Source organism: Idiomarina rhizosphaerae (assembly GCF_024159085.1).
Classification (GTDB): domain Bacteria; phylum Pseudomonadota; class Gammaproteobacteria; order Enterobacterales; family Alteromonadaceae; genus Idiomarina; species Idiomarina rhizosphaerae.
This window is the reverse complement of record NZ_JAMZDE010000006.1, coordinates 140129-157180: the sequence shown is the minus strand read 5'-3', so window position 1 is coordinate 157180 and position 17052 is coordinate 140129. Positions and strand designations below refer to the sequence as shown.

At 46.8% G+C, this 17052-nt stretch carries 20 protein-coding genes; 16 read left to right on the top strand and 4 right to left on the bottom strand.

Annotation, left to right across the window (positions count from 1 at the left end):
- The first annotated feature begins 30 nt into the window (after positions 1–30).
- The 3 genes from NJR55_RS06405 to NJR55_RS06395 all read left to right on the top strand — a co-directional run bounded on the left by NJR55_RS06405 (position 31) and on the right by NJR55_RS06395 (position 1529).
- On the top strand, positions 31–729 hold the full coding sequence (locus NJR55_RS06405; RefSeq protein WP_253618847.1) for a nuclease-related domain-containing protein: 699 nt from the start codon (positions 31–33) through the stop codon (positions 727–729).
- 7 nt (positions 730–736) lie between these two features.
- The gene (locus NJR55_RS06400) at positions 737–1189 is read left to right on the top strand and encodes a hypothetical protein (RefSeq protein ID WP_253618845.1); all 453 of its coding nucleotides are present in this window, start codon (positions 737–739) and stop codon (positions 1187–1189) included.
- A 169-nt stretch (positions 1190–1358) separates the two neighbouring features.
- Positions 1359–1529, top strand: coding sequence for a DUF3545 family protein (locus NJR55_RS06395; protein WP_088767582.1), 171 nt, complete (start codon positions 1359–1361; stop codon positions 1527–1529).
- A 73-nt stretch (positions 1530–1602) separates the two neighbouring features.
- On the opposite strand, the gene suhB is transcribed toward NJR55_RS06395, so the two are convergent.
- Positions 1603–2379, bottom strand: a complete 777-nt coding sequence (suhB, locus tag NJR55_RS06390; protein WP_011235271.1) for an inositol-1-monophosphatase — start codon at positions 2377–2379, stop codon at positions 1603–1605.
- A gap of 108 nt (positions 2380–2487) precedes the next feature.
- Between suhB and trmJ the strand changes: the two genes are divergently transcribed.
- The 3 genes from trmJ (at position 2488) to NJR55_RS06375 (ending at position 4944) form a co-directional block, all read left to right on the top strand.
- Positions 2488–3210: a tRNA (cytosine(32)/uridine(32)-2'-O)-methyltransferase TrmJ gene (trmJ, locus tag NJR55_RS06385; RefSeq protein WP_253618843.1), complete on the top strand. Its 723-nt coding sequence runs from the start codon at positions 2488–2490 to the stop codon at positions 3208–3210.
- Between the two features lie 66 nt (positions 3211–3276).
- Positions 3277–3756, top strand: coding sequence for a Fe-S cluster assembly transcriptional regulator IscR (gene iscR, locus NJR55_RS06380; protein ID WP_253618842.1), 480 nt, complete (start codon positions 3277–3279; stop codon positions 3754–3756).
- A gap of 30 nt (positions 3757–3786) precedes the next feature.
- Complete coding sequence (locus NJR55_RS06375) at positions 3787–4944, top strand: IscS subfamily cysteine desulfurase (protein ID WP_420844459.1); 1158 nt, start codon at positions 3787–3789, stop codon at positions 4942–4944.
- Here the strand turns inward: NJR55_RS06375 and msrA are convergent.
- Positions 4941–5486 (bottom strand): peptide-methionine (S)-S-oxide reductase MsrA, encoded by a 546-nt coding sequence (msrA, locus tag NJR55_RS06370; RefSeq protein WP_420844458.1) that lies wholly within the window; start codon positions 5484–5486, stop codon positions 4941–4943. The genes NJR55_RS06375 and msrA overlap by 4 nt on opposite strands.
- Before the next feature lie 166 nt (positions 5487–5652).
- On the opposite strand from msrA, the gene ndk reads away from it, so the two are divergent.
- The 9 genes from ndk (at position 5653) to der (ending at position 14721) form a co-directional block, all read left to right on the top strand.
- Positions 5653–6084 (top strand): nucleoside-diphosphate kinase, encoded by a 432-nt coding sequence (ndk, locus tag NJR55_RS06365; protein WP_011235266.1) that lies wholly within the window; start codon positions 5653–5655, stop codon positions 6082–6084.
- Positions 6085–6201: 117 nt separating this feature from the next.
- Entirely contained in the window at positions 6202–7338 is a 1137-nt protein-coding gene (gene rlmN / locus NJR55_RS06360) for a dual-specificity RNA methyltransferase RlmN (protein WP_011235265.1), read from the top strand.
- 33 nt (positions 7339–7371) lie between these two features.
- The gene (locus NJR55_RS06355) at positions 7372–7827 is read left to right on the top strand and encodes a tetratricopeptide repeat protein (protein ID WP_253618840.1); all 456 of its coding nucleotides are present in this window, start codon (positions 7372–7374) and stop codon (positions 7825–7827) included.
- Between the two features lie 20 nt (positions 7828–7847).
- Complete coding sequence (locus NJR55_RS06350) at positions 7848–8933, top strand: RodZ domain-containing protein (RefSeq protein WP_253618837.1); 1086 nt, start codon at positions 7848–7850, stop codon at positions 8931–8933.
- Positions 8934–8949: 16 nt separating this feature from the next.
- Positions 8950–10068: a flavodoxin-dependent (E)-4-hydroxy-3-methylbut-2-enyl-diphosphate synthase gene (ispG, locus tag NJR55_RS06345; RefSeq protein ID WP_253618836.1), complete on the top strand. Its 1119-nt coding sequence runs from the start codon at positions 8950–8952 to the stop codon at positions 10066–10068.
- A 72-nt stretch (positions 10069–10140) separates the two neighbouring features.
- The gene (gene hisS, locus NJR55_RS06340; protein WP_253618834.1) at positions 10141–11418 is read left to right on the top strand and encodes a histidine--tRNA ligase; all 1278 of its coding nucleotides are present in this window, start codon (positions 10141–10143) and stop codon (positions 11416–11418) included.
- Between the two features lie 4 nt (positions 11419–11422).
- Entirely contained in the window at positions 11423–12037 is a 615-nt protein-coding gene (locus NJR55_RS06335; protein WP_253618832.1) for a YfgM family protein, read from the top strand.
- Entirely contained in the window at positions 12037–13278 is a 1242-nt protein-coding gene (gene bamB / locus NJR55_RS06330) for an outer membrane protein assembly factor BamB (protein WP_253618830.1), read from the top strand. Before NJR55_RS06335 ends, bamB begins: the two co-directional genes overlap by 1 nt.
- A 3-nt stretch (positions 13279–13281) precedes the next feature.
- Positions 13282–14721 carry a ribosome biogenesis GTPase Der gene (der, locus tag NJR55_RS06325; RefSeq protein ID WP_253618828.1) on the top strand — a complete coding sequence of 480 codons (1440 nt, stop codon included), beginning with the start codon at positions 13282–13284 and terminating at the stop codon, positions 14719–14721.
- Positions 14722–14768: 47 nt separating this feature from the next.
- Here der and hslO read toward each other — a convergent pair whose 3' ends face one another.
- Positions 14769–15593, bottom strand: coding sequence for an Hsp33 family molecular chaperone HslO (hslO, locus tag NJR55_RS06320; protein WP_253618825.1), 825 nt, complete (start codon positions 15591–15593; stop codon positions 14769–14771).
- Positions 15594–15623: 30 nt separating this feature from the next.
- On the bottom strand, positions 15624–16025 hold the full coding sequence (hslR, locus tag NJR55_RS06315; RefSeq protein ID WP_253618823.1) for a ribosome-associated heat shock protein Hsp15: 402 nt from the start codon (positions 16023–16025) through the stop codon (positions 15624–15626).
- Positions 16026–16175: 150 nt separating this feature from the next.
- On the opposite strand from hslR, the gene gspC reads away from it, so the two are divergent.
- Complete coding sequence (gene gspC / locus NJR55_RS06310) at positions 16176–17051, top strand: type II secretion system protein GspC (RefSeq protein WP_253618820.1); 876 nt, start codon at positions 16176–16178, stop codon at positions 17049–17051.
- The last annotated feature ends 1 nt before the right edge of the window (position 17052 follow it).

Genomic DNA, 17052 nt, shown 5'->3' with positions numbered 1-17052 from the left:
CAGTTTGGGAAATAAAGCAGTCAAATTGTCATGGCCGACACGCAGTACATAACCAAAAATCGTCTTTCGCAAGAAGTGAATAAAGCCCGCGTATGGGTCGCTATTATTGGCGCACCTATTGCGGGTTTTTTAATGTACAAATTACCAAATCTCTGGTGGATTGTCGGATTAATTTACCTCTTCAGTATTATTGGGGCGGCATCTACTAAGCGTTCGGGTGCCAGAGGCGAATTAAAAACACTGAAGCTGCTAAAAAAGCTCCCCGATAGCTATGTGCTGTTTAATCAGGTCGACGTACCCAATTCGCGAGCAAAACGCGGCTTCACGGAGCTGGATTTAATCGTGGTGGGCCCTAACGGTGTGTTTGTTGTGGAAGTAAAAAACAACAACTCTAAAGTAACGGGAGATGAGCAATCTTCTAATTGGGTAGCCCATAAAGTAGGGCGCAAAGGTGGCCGGTATACAGCCAAAGTTCGAAATCCAATAAAGCAGTTAAAAAAGCAAATACATGTATTGGCAGAGCATTTGAAGAAAAACCGCGCATCTACCTGGATAGACGGCGTTGTATTTTTTTCACACCGCAGCGCTCGGGTTAAGTTGTCTTCACCTCCCAGCGTGGCCATTCTTGAACGTAAAGGACTGGTCGAGTATATTTTGAACTATCAGCCCAAACGGGCACCTTCGAATATTGATGCCGTCGTGCAGCAGTTAGTAACGCTTAAAAAATGACAGATAAATGAATAAACACCTTAGCTTCAAAGAGAAACTTAATGAGCACATGCTAAAAATTCCTAAATGGATAAGATTGGCTTTGATCTTTCTTCCCTATTTTCTCTTGTTTTATTTTGAGTTGGGATTTTGGGGACAATTGTATGGGGCTATGCTTGTGTTGTTGGCTTTTTATATTACCCCTGACGCTTTTGGGAATCGGTCGCACAACCGAAGCGAAGTAAAAAATATGATGGCGTTGCTGGGTGTACAGGGTGAGCAATTGCGTGTAGGACTTGAGCAGGTGCCGGCTAAAAAGTTAAAGCGAGTGGCTGTTGGTGAATATGATAAAAACTCAGCTATTTTGAGTTTTCCTTTTAACTACCAAATTAGCCATCATTATGTGTTTCCGATTCAGCAATTTGACTCCGTTCAGAACTTCTTTAAGACGCATTACCCTCAAGTTGAGTTGATCACCTAATTCTTCACACCTTCGCCATCATTTGTTAACAAAAGCGTAACAAAGTTCTTTTAATGTGGCCTGGTGTGTGGTACTTATGAGTTGTGGTTTTTTTGTTAACAAACAGATTAACTGCAGCGCTAATACCATAATTAAAAAAGTTGTATCAAAAAAAGCAGAGGGTCATACCATGGATCATTCAGAAGAACTGCAAAAGGTAAATGACAAGTCTGGAAAGGGCCGCGCCGCAAAACGTAAATGGCGTGAAATAGAACAACTAAAAGAGAAGTACCGGTTGCGGGAAGAACTCTCTGAAATGGATTACTCGCTAGACCTCGATTTAGAAGAAATCGAATTATAAAAAAGAACGCCGTCTGGGTTACCTCAGACGGCGTTTTGCTTTTGGGCTTACTGCTCTTGTTTTTAGAAAGAGCTTAGCGAATTTGTGCCAGCATTTGTTTTAATGCTTTTGGCGCACCGGCTGCTATGTTGCCTGACTGAATGTAGTTGTGGCCACCCTGAAAGTCACTGACTATGCCACCGGCTTCGCGAACCAATAATTCGCCAGCCAACATATCCCACGGCTTAAGACCCATTTCCCAGAAGGCGTCGTGGCGTGCTGCCGCAACGTAAGCTAAGTCTAGTGCTGCTGCGCCTGCACGACGAACATCGGCACAGTGCTCAAACAACTTGCTGAACATTTCCAGGTATTCCGGTAAACGGTTTTTCATTTTGAACGGGAAACCCGTTGCTAAAATAGCGCCTTTTAATTCCACTTTAGGTGAAATACGTAAACGACGACCATTTAGCTGCGCACCGGCGCCGCGTGTAGCCGTGAATAATTCTTCGCGCATAGGATCGTAAACAACGGCCTGTTGAACAGAACCTTTGTGAAGTAACGCTATAGAGATACAAAAATGAGGGATACCGCGCATGTAATTGGTCGTGCCGTCTAGCGGATCAATAACCCACTGGAAGTCGTTTTCTTTTCCAGCCTGAGTACCGCTTTCTTCTGCGATGATGCCGTGATCAGGGTAAGACTTTTTGATTGTGTTGATAATAGCCTGCTCTGCGGCTTTATCCATATCAGTAACCCAGTCGTTCAAACCTTTTGATTCGGCTTCAACAGGACTGCCCTGGTCGAAATTTTTAACTAAAATTTTGCCGGCCGCACGCGCTGCGCGCACCGCAATATTTAACATCGGATGCATACCAATTACCTGTGCTGTAAAAGAACAATTTTCGGTCGCGGATCATACCAGTGTTACGGTATCATGCCAAACTTTTCCATAAGCCGAGAAAAACTCAAGGGAAACGCCATGCTTGATAACATTCGTATTGTTCTGGTGAATACGTCTCATACCGGAAACATAGGCTCTGTCGCCCGTGCCATGAAGACTATGGGGTTGTCTAAACTAACCTTAGTCGACCCTGTGCAGGAGCCTGACAGTCACGCATCGGCGTTAGCTGCGGGCGCAACCGATATTTTAGCGTCGGCGACTATTGTGGATACTTTGCAGGAGGCCATTGCCGACTGTGGTCTGGTTATTGCCACCAGCGCTCGTAACAGAACATTGGATTGGCCGCTGTTAGGCCCGCGGGAATGTGCAGCAAAGGTGTTAGAGGAAACCAGTCAGCATCAGGTTGCTCTGGTATTTGGTCGTGAAAACAGTGGATTAACCAACGAAGAGCTGCAGCAAAGCCAGTTCCACTTACATATACCAACCAACCCGGATTACAGCTCGCTGAACCTGGCTATGGCGGTGCAGACGGTGAGTTATGAGCTACGTATGCAGTGGCTTGAATCGAAACAACGTGCCCCGGAAAACTTACCCGAATACCCGCGCGCTGAGGATTTAGAACGTTTTTACGAGCATCTGGAGAGAACTCTGGGTCAAACCGGATTTATCGTTCGTCAGCACCCCGGACAAGTCATGACGAAGTTGCGTCGTTTATTTAACCGCGCTCGCCCGGAAGAAAATGAAATTAATATTTTACGTGGCATCTTAGCCTCTGTGGACAAATCAACAGGCAATACTTGACTAAAATAGTCGGGAATGTAGAATCTCAATACATTAACGATGAATTAAACAGCAGAGGAAACCACCATGCGCCTGACGTCAAAAGGTCGATACGCAGTAACAGCTATGCTGGACGTTGCGCTTTTTACGGCAAATGGTCCCGTGCCGTTAGCGGATATTTCTGAGCGTCAGGGAATATCTCTGTCGTATTTAGAGCAGTTGTTTTCGCGCTTACGTAAGCACGGGTTGGTGGACAGTGTGCGAGGTCCGGGTGGTGGCTATCGCTTGGGCTGTGCCGCAAGTGATATCTCTGTTGGTGCCGTCATTCATGCGGTGGACGAGTCAATTGATGCAACACGTTGTCAGGGTAAAGCTAACTGCCAGGGCGGCGAACGCTGTCTGACCCACTCTCTGTGGGAAGGGTTAAGCGACAGAATATCTGACTTTCTGGACGGTATTACTCTGGCCGAGTTGATGAAAAAGCAGGACGTGGGTGACGTTCTGAATAGACAAAATGCGTTGCATAACCACAGTGAAGAAGAGATTAAGTTAAACTCTCACCTATAATATTGCCTTTAAGTTGTCAGGAGCAAGCAAGTGTCTAAGTTACCCCTTTATTTTGATTATGCTGCAACCACGCCAGTAGACCCTGTTGTAGCAGAAAAAATGATGGGTTGTTTAACGCAGGATGGCTTGTTTGGTAATCCGGCATCGCGTTCCCATAAGTACGGCTGGCAGGCAGAAGAAGCTGTGGATATTGCCCGGAATCAGGTTGCAGATCTTATTAACGCCGACGCGCGCGAAATTGTTTTTACCTCAGGCGCTACTGAATCAGATAACCTTGCCATAAAAGGCGCCGCCCAATATTACTCAGATAAAGGCAAACACGTTATTACACTTCAAACCGAGCACAAAGCGGTTTTAGATACCTGCGCGCAGCTGGAAAAAGAAGGCTTTGAAGTGACTTATCTGGATGTCGGAACTGACGGCTTGCTGGATATGGATTTGTTCCGCTCAGCCTTGCGTGAAGATACGGTGTTAGTGAGCGTGATGCTGGTTAACAACGAAATAGGTGTGCTTCAGGATATAACCACCATTGGCCATTTATGTCGTGAAAACGGCACCATATTTCATGTTGACGCCGCTCAGGCATCCGGCAAAGTGCCAATGGATATGGCGAAATTACCGGTCGATTTACTGTCGCTTTCTGCTCACAAAATGTATGGACCTAAAGGCATTGGCGCATTGTATGTACGCCGCACTCCGCGAGTTCGGCTGCTTGCGCAAATGCATGGCGGTGGTCATGAACGTGGCATGCGCTCAGGCACGTTACCAACTCACCAGATTGTGGGTATGGGCGTTGCTGCGGAACTTGCCCGTAACGAGCTGGAACTGGAGCCGGCACGAGTTGAAAACTTGCGTCAGCGACTATGGAAAGGGGTTAGCCAGTTAGAAGGTGTAACTTTGAATGGCTCTGACCAGCAACGGGTTCCGCATATTACCAATATCAGTTTTGCCGGAGTTGATGGTGAACTGTTGCTAATGGCGTTAAAAGATCTTGCGCTCTCATCGGGCTCGGCCTGCACTTCGGCCAGTGTTGAACCCTCGTATGTGTTAAGAGCATTAGGCGTTGAACATGAGCTGGCAATGAGTTCATTGCGCTTTAGCATTGGCCGTTATACTTCCGAAGAAGACATTGACAGTGCGATAGAACTTATCCACCGCACTATCGGAACCTTAAGAGGCGCAGCTTAGTCTTTAAGCAGACCTGCAAAAGTTTTACGGAATTTAGCCAGCTTTGGTGAAATTACCGCCTGACAATAGGGGTTTTCCGGGTTTCTGGCGTAATAATTTTCGTGATAATCCTCGGCCGGATAAAAGGTTTCCAGCTTAGAGACTTCGGTCACTATCGGATCAGTAAAGGTCCGGTCAGCCTCAAGTTCAGCAATAATGTCTTCAGCTTCGCGTTTTTGCACGTCGTTATGATAGAAAATTGATGTGCGATATTGTGTACCCACATCGTTGCCCTGACGATTTACCTGAGTTGGATCGTGCAGAGTGAAAAAGATTTCTAAGATTTGACGGTAAGAGATCTGCTCCGGATCGTACTGGAGTTGTGCAACTTCGGCATGCCCTGTTTCGCCGCTGCAAACCTGCTCGTAAGTTGGGTCAACGGTATGACCGCCCGTGTAACCGGACTTTACTGACTGAATGCCCTTTACCTGCAAGAAGGCTGATTCAACACACCAGAAGCAACCTCCGCCAAGAGTGGCTTGTTCATATTCGTTGTTCGCCATGTCAGAACTCCTTATCGTCAAATAGACGTCTATATGGCTATATAAGTTCACTCATCCTAGCTGAGAATGAATGAAAAAACAATCACTGGGTATTCGATTTCTGCGCCGATCTCACGTATAATCCGCGCGACTGATTTATCCCTTAATTTTATTGGAGTTTATAACCATGGCTTTAGAGCGCACTCTATCAATTATCAAGCCTGATGCAGTTGCAAAAAACTTAATCGGCGCTATCTACAACCGTTTTGAATCTGCTGGTCTTCGCATTGTTGGTGCTAAAATGATGCACTTAAGCAAAGAACAGGCAGAAGGTTTCTACGCAGAACACAAAGAACGTCCTTTCTTTGGTGCTTTGGTTGAATTCATGACTTCAGGCCCTATCGTTGTTCAGGTTCTTGAAGGTGAAGACGCTGTACGTAAAAACCGCGACATCATGGGTGCTACGAATCCTGCAGAAGCACTGGCAGGAACTATTCGTGCCGACTATGCTGAAACTATAGACGAAAATGCGGTACATGGTTCAGATGCAACTGAATCTGCTGCACGTGAAATCTCTTACTTCTTCAGCGACGAAGAAGTTTGCCAGCGCACTCGCTAAGACTGTATTTGAATGTAGCCTGATGTTCTTAGGTAGCCTGACGTTTACGTCAGGTGAGATCCTGATTTAAACGTCAGGCTACAAAAATGTCGAGGCACATCAGAAAACCGGAGCTTTATGACCAACGCAATAGATAAAAAAGTGAACTTACTCGACCTGAATCGTGAGGGAATTAAAGAGTTCTTTCGTGAGATGGGTGAGAAACCATTTCGTGCTGAACAGGTAATGAAGTGGCTGTATCACTTTTGTGTCGATGACTTTGATGAGATGACCAATCTTAATAAAGCATTGCGTGAAAAGCTCAAGCAAGTCGCTGAAATACGCGCGCCTGAAGTTCGTGAACAGCAGCAGTCATCGGACGGCACTATTAAGTTCGCTATGACCTTGTTTGACGGTCAGGACGTGGAAACAGTGTGGATACCCGAGGGGGATCGCGCTACTTTGTGCGTGTCCTCTCAGGTTGGTTGTGCATTAGAGTGTACTTTCTGCTCAACAGGGGCTCAGGGCTTTAACCGTAACCTCAGTGTGGCGGAAATCATCGGTCAGGTATGGCGGGTGAACCAGCTTTTAGGTGCTTATGGCAAAACCGGAATTAAACCCGTAACGAACGTTGTCATGATGGGCATGGGTGAACCATTGCTTAACTTAAACAATGTTGTTCCGGCAATGGAGTTAATGTTGGATGACCTGGGTTTCGGTTTATCTAAACGCCGCGTTACTTTAAGTACTTCAGGTGTTGTTCCTGCGTTGGAAAAATTGCGTGAACGCATTGATGTGATGTTGGCTATTTCGTTGCATGCGCCAGACGATGAGCTGCGCAACGAAATTGTACCTATTAATAAGAAGTACAATATTGAAGAATTTCTGGCATCGAGCCGTCGTTATGTTGAGCAGTCAAAAGCTCAGCGTAAAGTAACGGTAGAGTATGTCATGCTGGACCATGTTAATGATTCAACCGATCAGGCACATGCGCTGGCAAAAACCTTAAAAGACACCCCGAGTAAAATTAACCTTATTCCATTTAACCCTTTCCCTGGCTCGGACTACGGACGCTCCAGTAATTCGAGAATTGACCGTTTTGCCAAAGTGCTTATGGAGTACGGTTTGACGGTAATGGTACGGAAAACTCGTGGGGATGATATCGATGCAGCTTGCGGGCAATTAGTGGGCGATGTCATCGATCGTACAAAACGCATACTGAAACGTCAGCAGAAACAGCGTGGTGGAGAGGCAATAGCTGTAAAGACCACGTAAATTTACAGAGTCGCAGGCACAAGGAGTGTGATAATGCGAACCGCTTTATTATTGATAGCCGCAGCGCTATATGGTTGTACCGCTAACCCTGAACAGTCGGTATCTGTGGGTAATGATGTACGGTTGCAGCTTGGACTTGCTTATTTGGCGCAAGGGAAATTGAAGCTTGCGTATCCGCATTTGCAAACCGCATTGACGAACAACCCCCTGTCTCTGGATGCCAATCTTGCCTTAGGGCAATGGTATTTAGCGACAAATGACGTTGATTCAGCTTTGTCACTTTACCAACAGACATTATCATGGCAACCTATGAGCGGTGCATTGTACAATAACTATGCGGTTGCACTGTGTGTGGCTGGTGACTGGAAAAAAGCACTCAGGTATTTTGATAAAGTGGCATTGGATCCAGCGTATCCACATCATGCCAGAGCTGAGGCTAATAGAGCCGAATGTCTGGCACAGGTAAGTCACGACGCAGCTCAACCATAACAGGGAAACCCCTTACAATCATGACTGCTGAAAACGAATCAACACAAGATAACAAAAAGCCAGAAGCGGAAGCGGCACAAGAAACAGAGCAAAAGCCGAGTAAAGGTCCTGGCGAAATTCTGAGAGAAGCCCGTGAAGCCAAAGGTTTAGAGCAACGCGAGGTTGCAGACCAGTTGCGTTTGCGAAAGCAGATTATTGAATTGCTGGAAGCTGATGATTATTCAACTTTTTCTACGGCAACCTTTATTAAAGGCTATTTGCGCTCCTACGCTAAACTGCTTGATTTAGACGACACTGAGTTGTTTGAAGCTTATAAAGCCAGAGGCTATAAAGAAGTTGAAAGCAGTCAGATGCAAAGCTTCTCAAGACGGAAAAAGCATGAAGAGAGCGACAACCGCTTAATGTTAATTACTTATGTGGTTATCATTATTGTTGTGGCCTTGGTTATTTGGTGGTGGCAAGAGCCGGATCTTGGTTTTAGTGAAGGCGAAACAGGTACTCAGGGAAGTTCAGAGATTTCCCCGGCAGATACTGACGGTGAAGCTGGTAACCTTGGTGAAATTGAAATTTTAAACCAACCGACAGAACCACAAATTGAGCCGAATGAAGATGAAGCTATATTAGAGTCAGAAGTTGAAGCTGATGACACTAATGTTGCGGTCGAGTCGGTACAAGAGCCCGTTAGTGAAAGCGGCGAGAATAACGACGAATCGCAGGCCGCTAACACTGAGTCGGCGGCTAATGATGTTAGCGATACCCAAGAGTTACCAACTGAAAGTGTCGAGCAGACAGATAACCAAGCTGAAACTTCGGTCGAGTCAGAAGCTGTTGAGCCGTCGCCGCAACCAGAAGCTGTTTCAGCCAGCCTGGTGTTAGAGTTTAACGAAGAATGTTGGGTTAAAATTGATGATGCTTCCGGTGAAACTCAGGCTGTTGGTGTAAAAGCTGCGGGCTACCGTATGCCGGTTCCGGGCGAAGCACCTTTTTCAGTAACACTGTGTAAACCTGAAGCTGTTAATGTCAGCTTTAACGGTAATGCCTTTAATATGGACCAGTTCCGGACTGGTCGTGTCGCGCGCTTTACCGTACCGTCAGAAGAGCAGTAGAGGTCAATTTAAGGTTATGATGCACGAAAATCCAATTAAACGCCGCCCTTCCCGCCGCTTGTATGTAGGTAATGTGCCTATTGGCGATGGCGCACCGATTGCTGTGCAGTCCATGACAAATACCGAAACAACCGATGTTGATGCGACCGTAGCGCAAATCGAAGCCCTGGCTCAAGCTGGTGCCGATATTGTTCGTGTGTCTGTACCAACAATGGAAGCTGCCGAAGCTTTTAAGCAAATAAAGCAGCGCAGTCCAGTGCCTTTAGTCACTGACATTCATTTTGATTACCGTATTGCGCTTAAAGTTGCCGAATATGGCGCGGATTGCCTACGTATTAATCCGGGCAATATTGGTCACGAAGACAGAATTAAAGCCGTAGTAGATGCAGCACGTGAACGCAACATTCCAATTCGTATTGGGGTCAATGGCGGTTCGCTGGAAAAAGATCTGCAAGAAAAATACGGGGAGCCGACAGCTGAGGCGTTAGTAGAATCGGCAATGCGGCATGTCAATATTCTCTATAAGCTGGACTTTTACGATTTTAAAGTCAGCGTTAAAGCTTCCGATGTATTTTTAGCCGTTGAATCCTATCGTTTATTGGCGAAAGAAATTGATCAACCACTGCATTTAGGTATTACCGAAGCCGGTGGGAAACGCAGCGGCGCGGTGAAATCATCCGTTGGTTTAGGCATGTTGCTGGCTGAGGGTATTGGTGACACGCTACGGGTTTCGCTCGCTGCCGACCCGGTTGAAGAAATTAAAGTAGGTTTTGATATATTAAAGTCACTGCGTATTCGCGCACGGGGTATTAATTTTATTGCCTGCCCAAGTTGTTCCAGACAAGAATTCGATGTTATTAACACCGTTAATGCCTTAGAGGAGCGTCTGGAAGATATTACTATTCCAATGGATGTTTCAATAATAGGCTGTGTGGTTAATGGCCCGGGCGAGGCTCTGGTATCGCATGTCGGCCTTGCCGGTGCGAAAAACAAAAGTGGCTTGTACATTGGCGGAGCACGTCAAAAACTCCGGCTGGACAACCAAAATTTAGTGGATGAACTGGAAGCTCAAATTCGCGAACAGGTTAAGTTCATTGAAGCTAATAAAATTGACGTAAAAGAAATTAACGGTTGATTTTACCCGCATCGACAAAGTCCCTATAATACCCGCTTATTTTCTGTATCGATAACCAGACGAGAAGGTTCCGTGGCGAATACAATCCAAGCAATTCGTGGCATGAATGATTTGTTGCCAGAGCAGAGTCCGGCCTGGCAACAGGTTGAAGCAGTAATACGGCGTGTTGCTGCAAGCTACGGGTATAGCGAAATCCGCATGCCGGTGCTGGAAAGCACACAACTGTTTAAACGCTCTATTGGTGAAGTTACCGATATTGTTGAAAAAGAAATGTATACCTTTGATGACCGCAACGGCGAAAGCGTGACCTTGCGCCCAGAAGGGACAGCGAGCTGCGTGCGTGCGGGGAATCAACATGGTTTGTTGTACAACCAAATTCAGCGGTTGTGGTATATGGGCCCTATGTTCCGTTACGAACGCCCGCAAAAAGGTCGCTATCGCCAGTTTCATCAGTTTGGTATTGAGACCTTTGGTTTAGATAGCGCCGATGCTGATGCGGAAGTCATTCTGCTTTCAGCCAGATTATGGCGCGAGTTTGGTATTGCCGATCAGGTCGAGCTGCAACTGAACTCTCTGGGATCTAATGAAGCCCGGGCGAATTATCGCAATGCGTTAAAAGCTTACTTGTCTGGCTATGAAAGCGAGCTGGATGAAGACAGTAAACGCCGGCTCGAAAGCAACCCATTGCGTATTCTGGACAGTAAAGACGAAAATACTCAGAAGATTCTGGAAGGTGCACCTAGTTTATCTGAATACTGGGACGCTGAATCTAAAGAGCATTTTGAGCAATTAACGGCTCGCCTGGAAGCGGCTGGTATTTCATATACTTTAAACGAACGTTTGGTTCGTGGTCTGGATTATTACAACCGTACCGTGTTTGAATGGGTTACCACGGCTCTGGGCGCTCAGGGTACCGTTTGTGCCGGCGGTCGTTATGACGGGCTGGTTGAACAGTTAGGTGGTAAGGCAACGCCGGCGGTCGGTTTTGCGATGGGCATGGAACGCCTGGTACTGTTGTTACAAGAACAAGGTAAGCTGACCCCAAGACGAGTGGTAGATGCTTACTTAATGCCGCTAGGCGAAGAAGCGGAACTAAATGCCCCGCGAATTGCCGAACAGCTGAGAAATGAGTTACCGGAACTTCGACTGGTAAGCCACTGTGGTGGCGGTTCTATGAAAAAACAAATGAAGAAAGCGGATAAGTCGGGTGCACAAGTGGCACTGATTATCGGTGCAGATGAAATCGCTCAGCAGCAGGTAACCGTAAAACCGTTACGAACTGCTGAAGAACAACAAACTCTGGGCTGGCAGGCACTTATTGAGTTTCTGCAGCCGCTGACAAGAGGGTAGTCAGGTGGATAATACCGAAGAACAACAAGTAGAACGTTTAAAAGAGTTTTGGAAAGAACACGGTAAAGGTATTGTTGCCGGTGTGGTAATTGGCTTTGGTTTGTTTTATGGCTGGCGTTATTATGATCAGCATACGCTGGAAACTCAGCAGCGTGCTTCAGCAAACTATGAGCAATTGACGGCCGAGCTCTCCGAAGGTAGCGAAAATGCGGTACTGAAAGCGCAAGAGTTTGTTAGCGAAAACCCTGAAAATGTTTACGCGCAGTTGGTGGCTTTGCAGTTGGCTCAGCACGCGGTGGAGCGCGCTGATTTAGCAACGGCGGTTACAGCACTGCAGTCGGTTGTCGACAGCGCTGAAGATGAAAACATGTCGGCCTTAGCCAGTATCCGCCTAGCTCGGGTATTAATTGCTCAGGAACAGCTTGACGCTGCTTTAAGCTTGGTTAAGAAACCTTTGCCAGAAGCTTATGCGGGCTTTGCCGCAGAGCTTGAAGGCGACATTTTGGCTGAGCAGGGTAATACCGAAGAAGCTCGTGCCGCATACGAACGCGCATTGCAGGCTGGTGAGTCATTGACTCCGGCGCTGCAAATGAAACTCAACAGCCTGGTTAAGTCATAATGCAATTGATTAAACGCTTTACCAAAGGCAGTTTGTTATTGACTGCTGCAGTTCTTGTTAGTGGTTGCTCCATTTTCGGTGACGATGATGAAGAGCCTAAGTTTGCTGTACTTCAGCCTATTTCCGAGCAAGTACAAGCAAAAGTTTTATGGGACGCCTCTGTCGGAAGCGGTATTGGTGAGCACTTCTCCCGACTGAATCCTGTGGTTGAATATGGCAAGGTTTTCGCCGCTGACCGAAATGGCATCGTCAGCGCATTTGATAAGTCCACAGGTGAGCGCTTGTGGCGAATTGATTTGCGTCAGCGTATTAGATTTGATGAAGCAACGGATGAAGGCTGGTTTAGCGGCTTATTTGCTAGCCCATTCCCGGCGCGCATATCTGGTGGCTTAGTTGCTCAATATAATCGTGTTTTTCTTGGTACTGAAAATGGTGATGTTGTTGCTTTAGATGCTGAGACTGGCGATCTTGTTTGGCATACAGAGGTGAATAACGAGGTCATGTCAGACCCAGCCGTCGGCGAAGGTCGTGTTGTTGTTCACACTGGAGGTGGAAAGGTCATTAGTCTGGATGCCGAAACCGGTGAAGAACAATGGGAATATGAGTATCAGACCCCCATGCTGACTGTTCGTGGTGCCTCCGCTCCGGCGATTATTAGTGGTGGTGTTGTAGTTGGTGATAGCAACGGTTCCGGTATGGTGCTAATTGCAGACAGTGGGCAGCAAGCCTGGAGTCAGCCTATTGGTAAGCCCAGTGGAAGTACAGAACTGGAACGTTTAGCCGACGTTGACGCAAGACCCGCTACGCAGGGAACTACCCTGTATATGGTTGCGTTCAACGGAGAGCTGGTCGCGCTTGAACTCATGAGTGGCGAAGTGCGCTGGAAACGCGACTACAAAGCGTTTGAGAACATGTTGGTGACTAGTGGCCGAATTTTCTTAACCGATGTGAACAGCCACGTATACTCACTTGACCAGAGCGGTGGTATTGAGCGTTGGAGTAACACTGAGCTGTTTGGGCGTAAGTTGAGCGCACCGGCATGGCATCGCGGTAATATTGTTGTTGGCGATTTTGACGGCTATCTGCATTGGTTAGATAGCGAGACCGGCAACATTGTGGGTCGTTATGAAGTTGGCGGCGATGGAGTCTATGTTGCTCCTGTCGTAGATAACAACATTATGTATGTACAAACTCGGGACGGTGATATCATCGCGCTCGATACTCAATCAGGAAATGAATAAGAGATGTTACCTGTTGTCGCGCTGGTTGGGCGCCCAAATGTGGGGAAATCCACGCTTTTTAATCGTTTAACGCGGACTCGCGACGCACTGGTAGCGGACTTTCCCGGGTTAACCCGGGATCGTAAATACGGTCAGGCAAATTACGACGGTTATCAATTTATTGTTATTGATACCGGTGGTATTCATGGTGATGAAGAAGGCATTGACGAGGAAATGGCAAAGCAGTCACTGCTTGCTGTTGACGAAGCCGATGTCGTTCTTTTCATGGTCGATGCGCGTGACGGAGTCACCGTTGGCGATCAGGCCATTGCCGACCATTTGCGTAAACAGAATAAGAAAGTTTACCTGGTCTGTAACAAAATTGACGGTATAGATGCCCATTCGGCAATGGCCGACTTCTATTCGTTATCTTTAGGCGAACTTTACGGTATTGCGGCGGCTCACGGTCGTGGGGTTGAGCAGTTACTAGAGATTTGCTTTAAGCCAATAGCGGAAGAATACCCAGATGTTATCGTCCCCAAGGACGTTGAGTCTGAAGAGCTGGAGCATGATGAAATTGACTACGACAAACTGCCATTAAAACTGGCTATTGTCGGTCGTCCGAACGTCGGTAAATCAACCTTAATCAATCGTATACTGGGTGAAGAGCGGGTTGTCGTTTATGACATGCCCGGCACTACTCGCGATTCCGTGTATATTCCTATGCAGCGGAACGAGCGTGAATATGTTCTGATTGATACCGCAGGAGTCCGTCGTCGTGGGCGTATTGGTGAGGCTATTGAGAAGTTTTCGGTGGTTAAGACCTTGCAGGCAATTGAAGACGCAAACGTTGTTCTTATTGTGGTTGATGCACGCGAAACCATCAGTGATCAGGATCTCAACTTAATTGGCTTTGCGTTAAATGCCGGTCGTTCAATTGTTATAGCGGTGAACAAGTGGGATGGTTTGCAAAATGACCACAAAGAAGAGATAAAGCGCGAGCTGGATAGACGCTTAGGTTTCGTCGACTTCGCCCGCTTGCATTTTATCTCCGCACTGCACGGTACGGGCGTTGGCCATTTATTTGAGTCGGTTGAAGAAGCTTACACCAGCGCAACGCAACGAATTAGTACCTCTAAGCTTACGAAAATAATGGAAATGGCGCAGGAAGAACATCAGCCGCCGTTGGTTAGTGGTCGCCGGGTGAAACTTAAATATGCGCACGCGGGTGGCTATAATCCACCGCGTATTATTATTCATGGTAACCAGGTAAAAGATTTGCCGGGCGCTTATCAGCGTTATTTAATTAACTACTTCCGGAAGTCTTTGGGCGTTATGGGTACGCCAATAAAAGTAGAATTCCGTGAACCGGTTAACCCGTATGAAGGTAAGAAAAACCAGCTTACTTTGTCGCAGCAGCGAAAACGCAGACGCCTGATGAAGTTCCTGAAAAAGAAAAAGTAGTTTTAAACGAGAAAAGCCTGCTAATTATGCAGGCTTTTTTGTCTCTGTTAATTGAAGTCTGCCGGCGCAAAGCGGTACTCGGTCAGGCAATAATCACACCTCATCATAATTTCGCCTTCCTCGGCTAAAATTTCCTGAATTTCTTCCGGGCTTACTGAAGCCAATGCCTCTAACGTACGTTCACGCGAGCATCCACAAACAAAACTGACGGATTGCGATGGATATAAATGCACTTTCTCTTCGTGATACAAGCGGTGCAGTAACTCTTCTGCGGGTAACGTATAAATTTCCTTGGCGGTAATTGTATTGGTCAGAGTTGCCAGATGTTCGAACCCGGTTAAGTCCTTCCCGGTAGCGGGCAGGCGCTGTAACAACATGCCTGCGGCGTGTTCGCCATCGGCGTGTAACCAAACCCGGGTGTGCAATTGCTCTGACTGTTCGAAGTAGTTTTCTAGCATGGCAGAGATGGAGTCGGCATCCGCGCTGACAACGCCCTGATAACGTTCACCAGTATCCGGGGTTAAGGTAATGACCAACTGACCCTTTCCTATCATCGATTGTAAATCCGTTGCACCAAGCTCGGATTTTAATCGTGCGATGCCTCTTAACTCTTGATTATGATTGCCATTAACGGCAATAAAGTTAAGAGGCCCGTCGCCCTGAAGTTGCACTGCAATATGGCCTTCAAACTTTAAAGTGGCGGTTAGTAATGATACTGCTGCCATCATTTGCCCAAGCAATTCCTGAACAGGTGCAGGATAGTCATGACCACGGAGCAAGGTTTGATAGCTGCTGGTCAACTGAACGAGCTCACCCCGCACATCATGCTCTTCAAAGGTGTAGCGTGACAATTGGTCAGTTGGGTATTCCATGGGCACTCCTGTTTATCGACAACAAGCGGTTTACTCACCGCTGTCTTTCATTCTGATAAGTTGACGGCGCTGTTTCTTATCTGGCCGTCCATCCGGGTGCGGATTATACAACGCATTAAGTTTTCTTGCTTCCGCATTTTTTTCGCGCTTTTCTACGCTCTCAGGAGTTTCCCTGTAGAGTAATTGCGCCTCGCTGGCGCCGCGGCGTTGTTCACTTAACTCCATGACTTCAACTTCTTTTGTATCGAAGCCCTGCCGCAAAGTGATAATAGCGCCAACCTGCACAACCTTAGAAGGCTTGCTACGTTGCCCATCATAATGTACTTTGCCTGACTGAATCATTTGTCGGGCAAGTGCTCTGGTTTTGTAGAATCTTGCTGCCCACAGCCATTTATCCAGACGAATGGGACTTTCTTTTCGAGTTTTTGTCATAAAAACGCAACGAATTCGTTATAAACTTTGTGTTAACCGATTGTTGACTCATGTCGCCTGCGCTAGAATGCATGAATCGCCTTTTGTCAGTGTAACAAGAATAAGAATAAAGTGACTGCCCGACTCCAACAAATATTTAAAGATACTCAAATGTGGCGCCGCTTAATGCAAGCGCTAACGGCTTTCGCATGGTTTTTGGTTGCGGTATTGCTGGCTCGGTTTACCTGGTCACTAATTAACCCTGCAGAGCCCGACGACAGCGCAGTGTTACCTATAGTTACGGTTGACTCTACTGCAACTGGCTCGATGAATTTAGAGACTTTAACAGCGCTGAATCTTTTTGGAGCAGCAGAGCGGGGAAACCGTTCTGAAAGCGTTCAAAATGCGCCGAAAACATCATTAAACGTCCGTCTGATAGGCGTATCTGCCAGTTCTAACCCTGAACGTTCTGCGGCTATTATTCAGCAAGGCAGCAAGCAACAAACCTACATTATTGGTGAGAGCCTTGGCAGTTCATCTGTGACTGTAGAAGAGATTCATGCAGATCGCGTTATTCTTGATAATAACGGCCGATTAGAAACTTTGAAAATGGAAGACATTGGTGAAGACAGGCCTGCACTGTCTCTAATTGTAGGTGACTCAGATAACAGCGGTGCGCTGGTACCTGTCGATAGTGATGACAGCAATCCGGTTAATGATGATGCAACTGTCGAACAACAGTTGGCACAGGTTGCTGATAATCCTTCGTCGTTACTCGATTACGTGAATATTTCGCCAGTACAAATTAATGGCGAGTTAAAAGGATACAAACTGAATTCAGGCAAGAACCCCGAGTTATTTCGGGATGCTGGATTCCAGAACGGTGATCTTGCAGTGGCTATTAACGGGTTCGATTTGACCGACATGGAGCAGGCCATGCTTGCTAGTCAGGAACTGTCGGAACAAGAGCGGGTCACCATAGAAATTGAGCGCGGCGGTGAAAGGATGGAACTGTCGTTTGAGCTACCGGTAAAACAGGATAATTGAT

What these genes read in the sequence shown, in the direction of transcription:
- NJR55_RS06395 (WP_088767582.1), top strand. Translation starts at nt 1,359, where the DNA reads ATGGATCATTCAGAAGAACTGCAAAAGGTAAATGACAAGTCTGGAAAG.
- ispG (WP_253618836.1), top strand. Translation starts at nt 8,950, where the DNA reads ATGATGCACGAAAATCCAATTAAACGCCGCCCTTCCCGCCGCTTGTAT.
- NJR55_RS06350 (WP_253618837.1), top strand. Translation starts at nt 7,848, where the DNA reads ATGACTGCTGAAAACGAATCAACACAAGATAACAAAAAGCCAGAAGCG.
- NJR55_RS06400 (WP_253618845.1), top strand. Translation starts at nt 737, where the DNA reads ATGAATAAACACCTTAGCTTCAAAGAGAAACTTAATGAGCACATGCTA.
- ndk (WP_011235266.1), top strand. Translation starts at nt 5,653, where the DNA reads ATGGCTTTAGAGCGCACTCTATCAATTATCAAGCCTGATGCAGTTGCA.
- suhB (WP_011235271.1), bottom strand. Translation starts at nt 2,379, where the DNA reads ATGCATCCGATGTTAAATATTGCGGTGCGCGCAGCGCGTGCGGCCGGC.
- bamB (WP_253618830.1), top strand. Translation starts at nt 12,037, where the DNA reads ATGCAATTGATTAAACGCTTTACCAAAGGCAGTTTGTTATTGACTGCT.
- msrA (WP_420844458.1), bottom strand. Translation starts at nt 5,486, where the DNA reads ATGGCGAACAACGAATATGAACAAGCCACTCTTGGCGGAGGTTGCTTC.
- NJR55_RS06355 (WP_253618840.1), top strand. Translation starts at nt 7,372, where the DNA reads ATGCGAACCGCTTTATTATTGATAGCCGCAGCGCTATATGGTTGTACC.
- NJR55_RS06405 (WP_253618847.1), top strand. Translation starts at nt 31, where the DNA reads ATGGCCGACACGCAGTACATAACCAAAAATCGTCTTTCGCAAGAAGTG.
- trmJ (WP_253618843.1), top strand. Translation starts at nt 2,488, where the DNA reads ATGCTTGATAACATTCGTATTGTTCTGGTGAATACGTCTCATACCGGA.
- der (WP_253618828.1), top strand. Translation starts at nt 13,282, where the DNA reads ATGTTACCTGTTGTCGCGCTGGTTGGGCGCCCAAATGTGGGGAAATCC.
- hslR (WP_253618823.1), bottom strand. Translation starts at nt 16,025, where the DNA reads ATGACAAAAACTCGAAAAGAAAGTCCCATTCGTCTGGATAAATGGCTG.
- iscR (WP_253618842.1), top strand. Translation starts at nt 3,277, where the DNA reads ATGCGCCTGACGTCAAAAGGTCGATACGCAGTAACAGCTATGCTGGAC.
- gspC (WP_253618820.1), top strand. Translation starts at nt 16,176, where the DNA reads ATGTGGCGCCGCTTAATGCAAGCGCTAACGGCTTTCGCATGGTTTTTG.
- hslO (WP_253618825.1), bottom strand. Translation starts at nt 15,593, where the DNA reads ATGGAATACCCAACTGACCAATTGTCACGCTACACCTTTGAAGAGCAT.
- rlmN (WP_011235265.1), top strand. Translation starts at nt 6,202, where the DNA reads ATGACCAACGCAATAGATAAAAAAGTGAACTTACTCGACCTGAATCGT.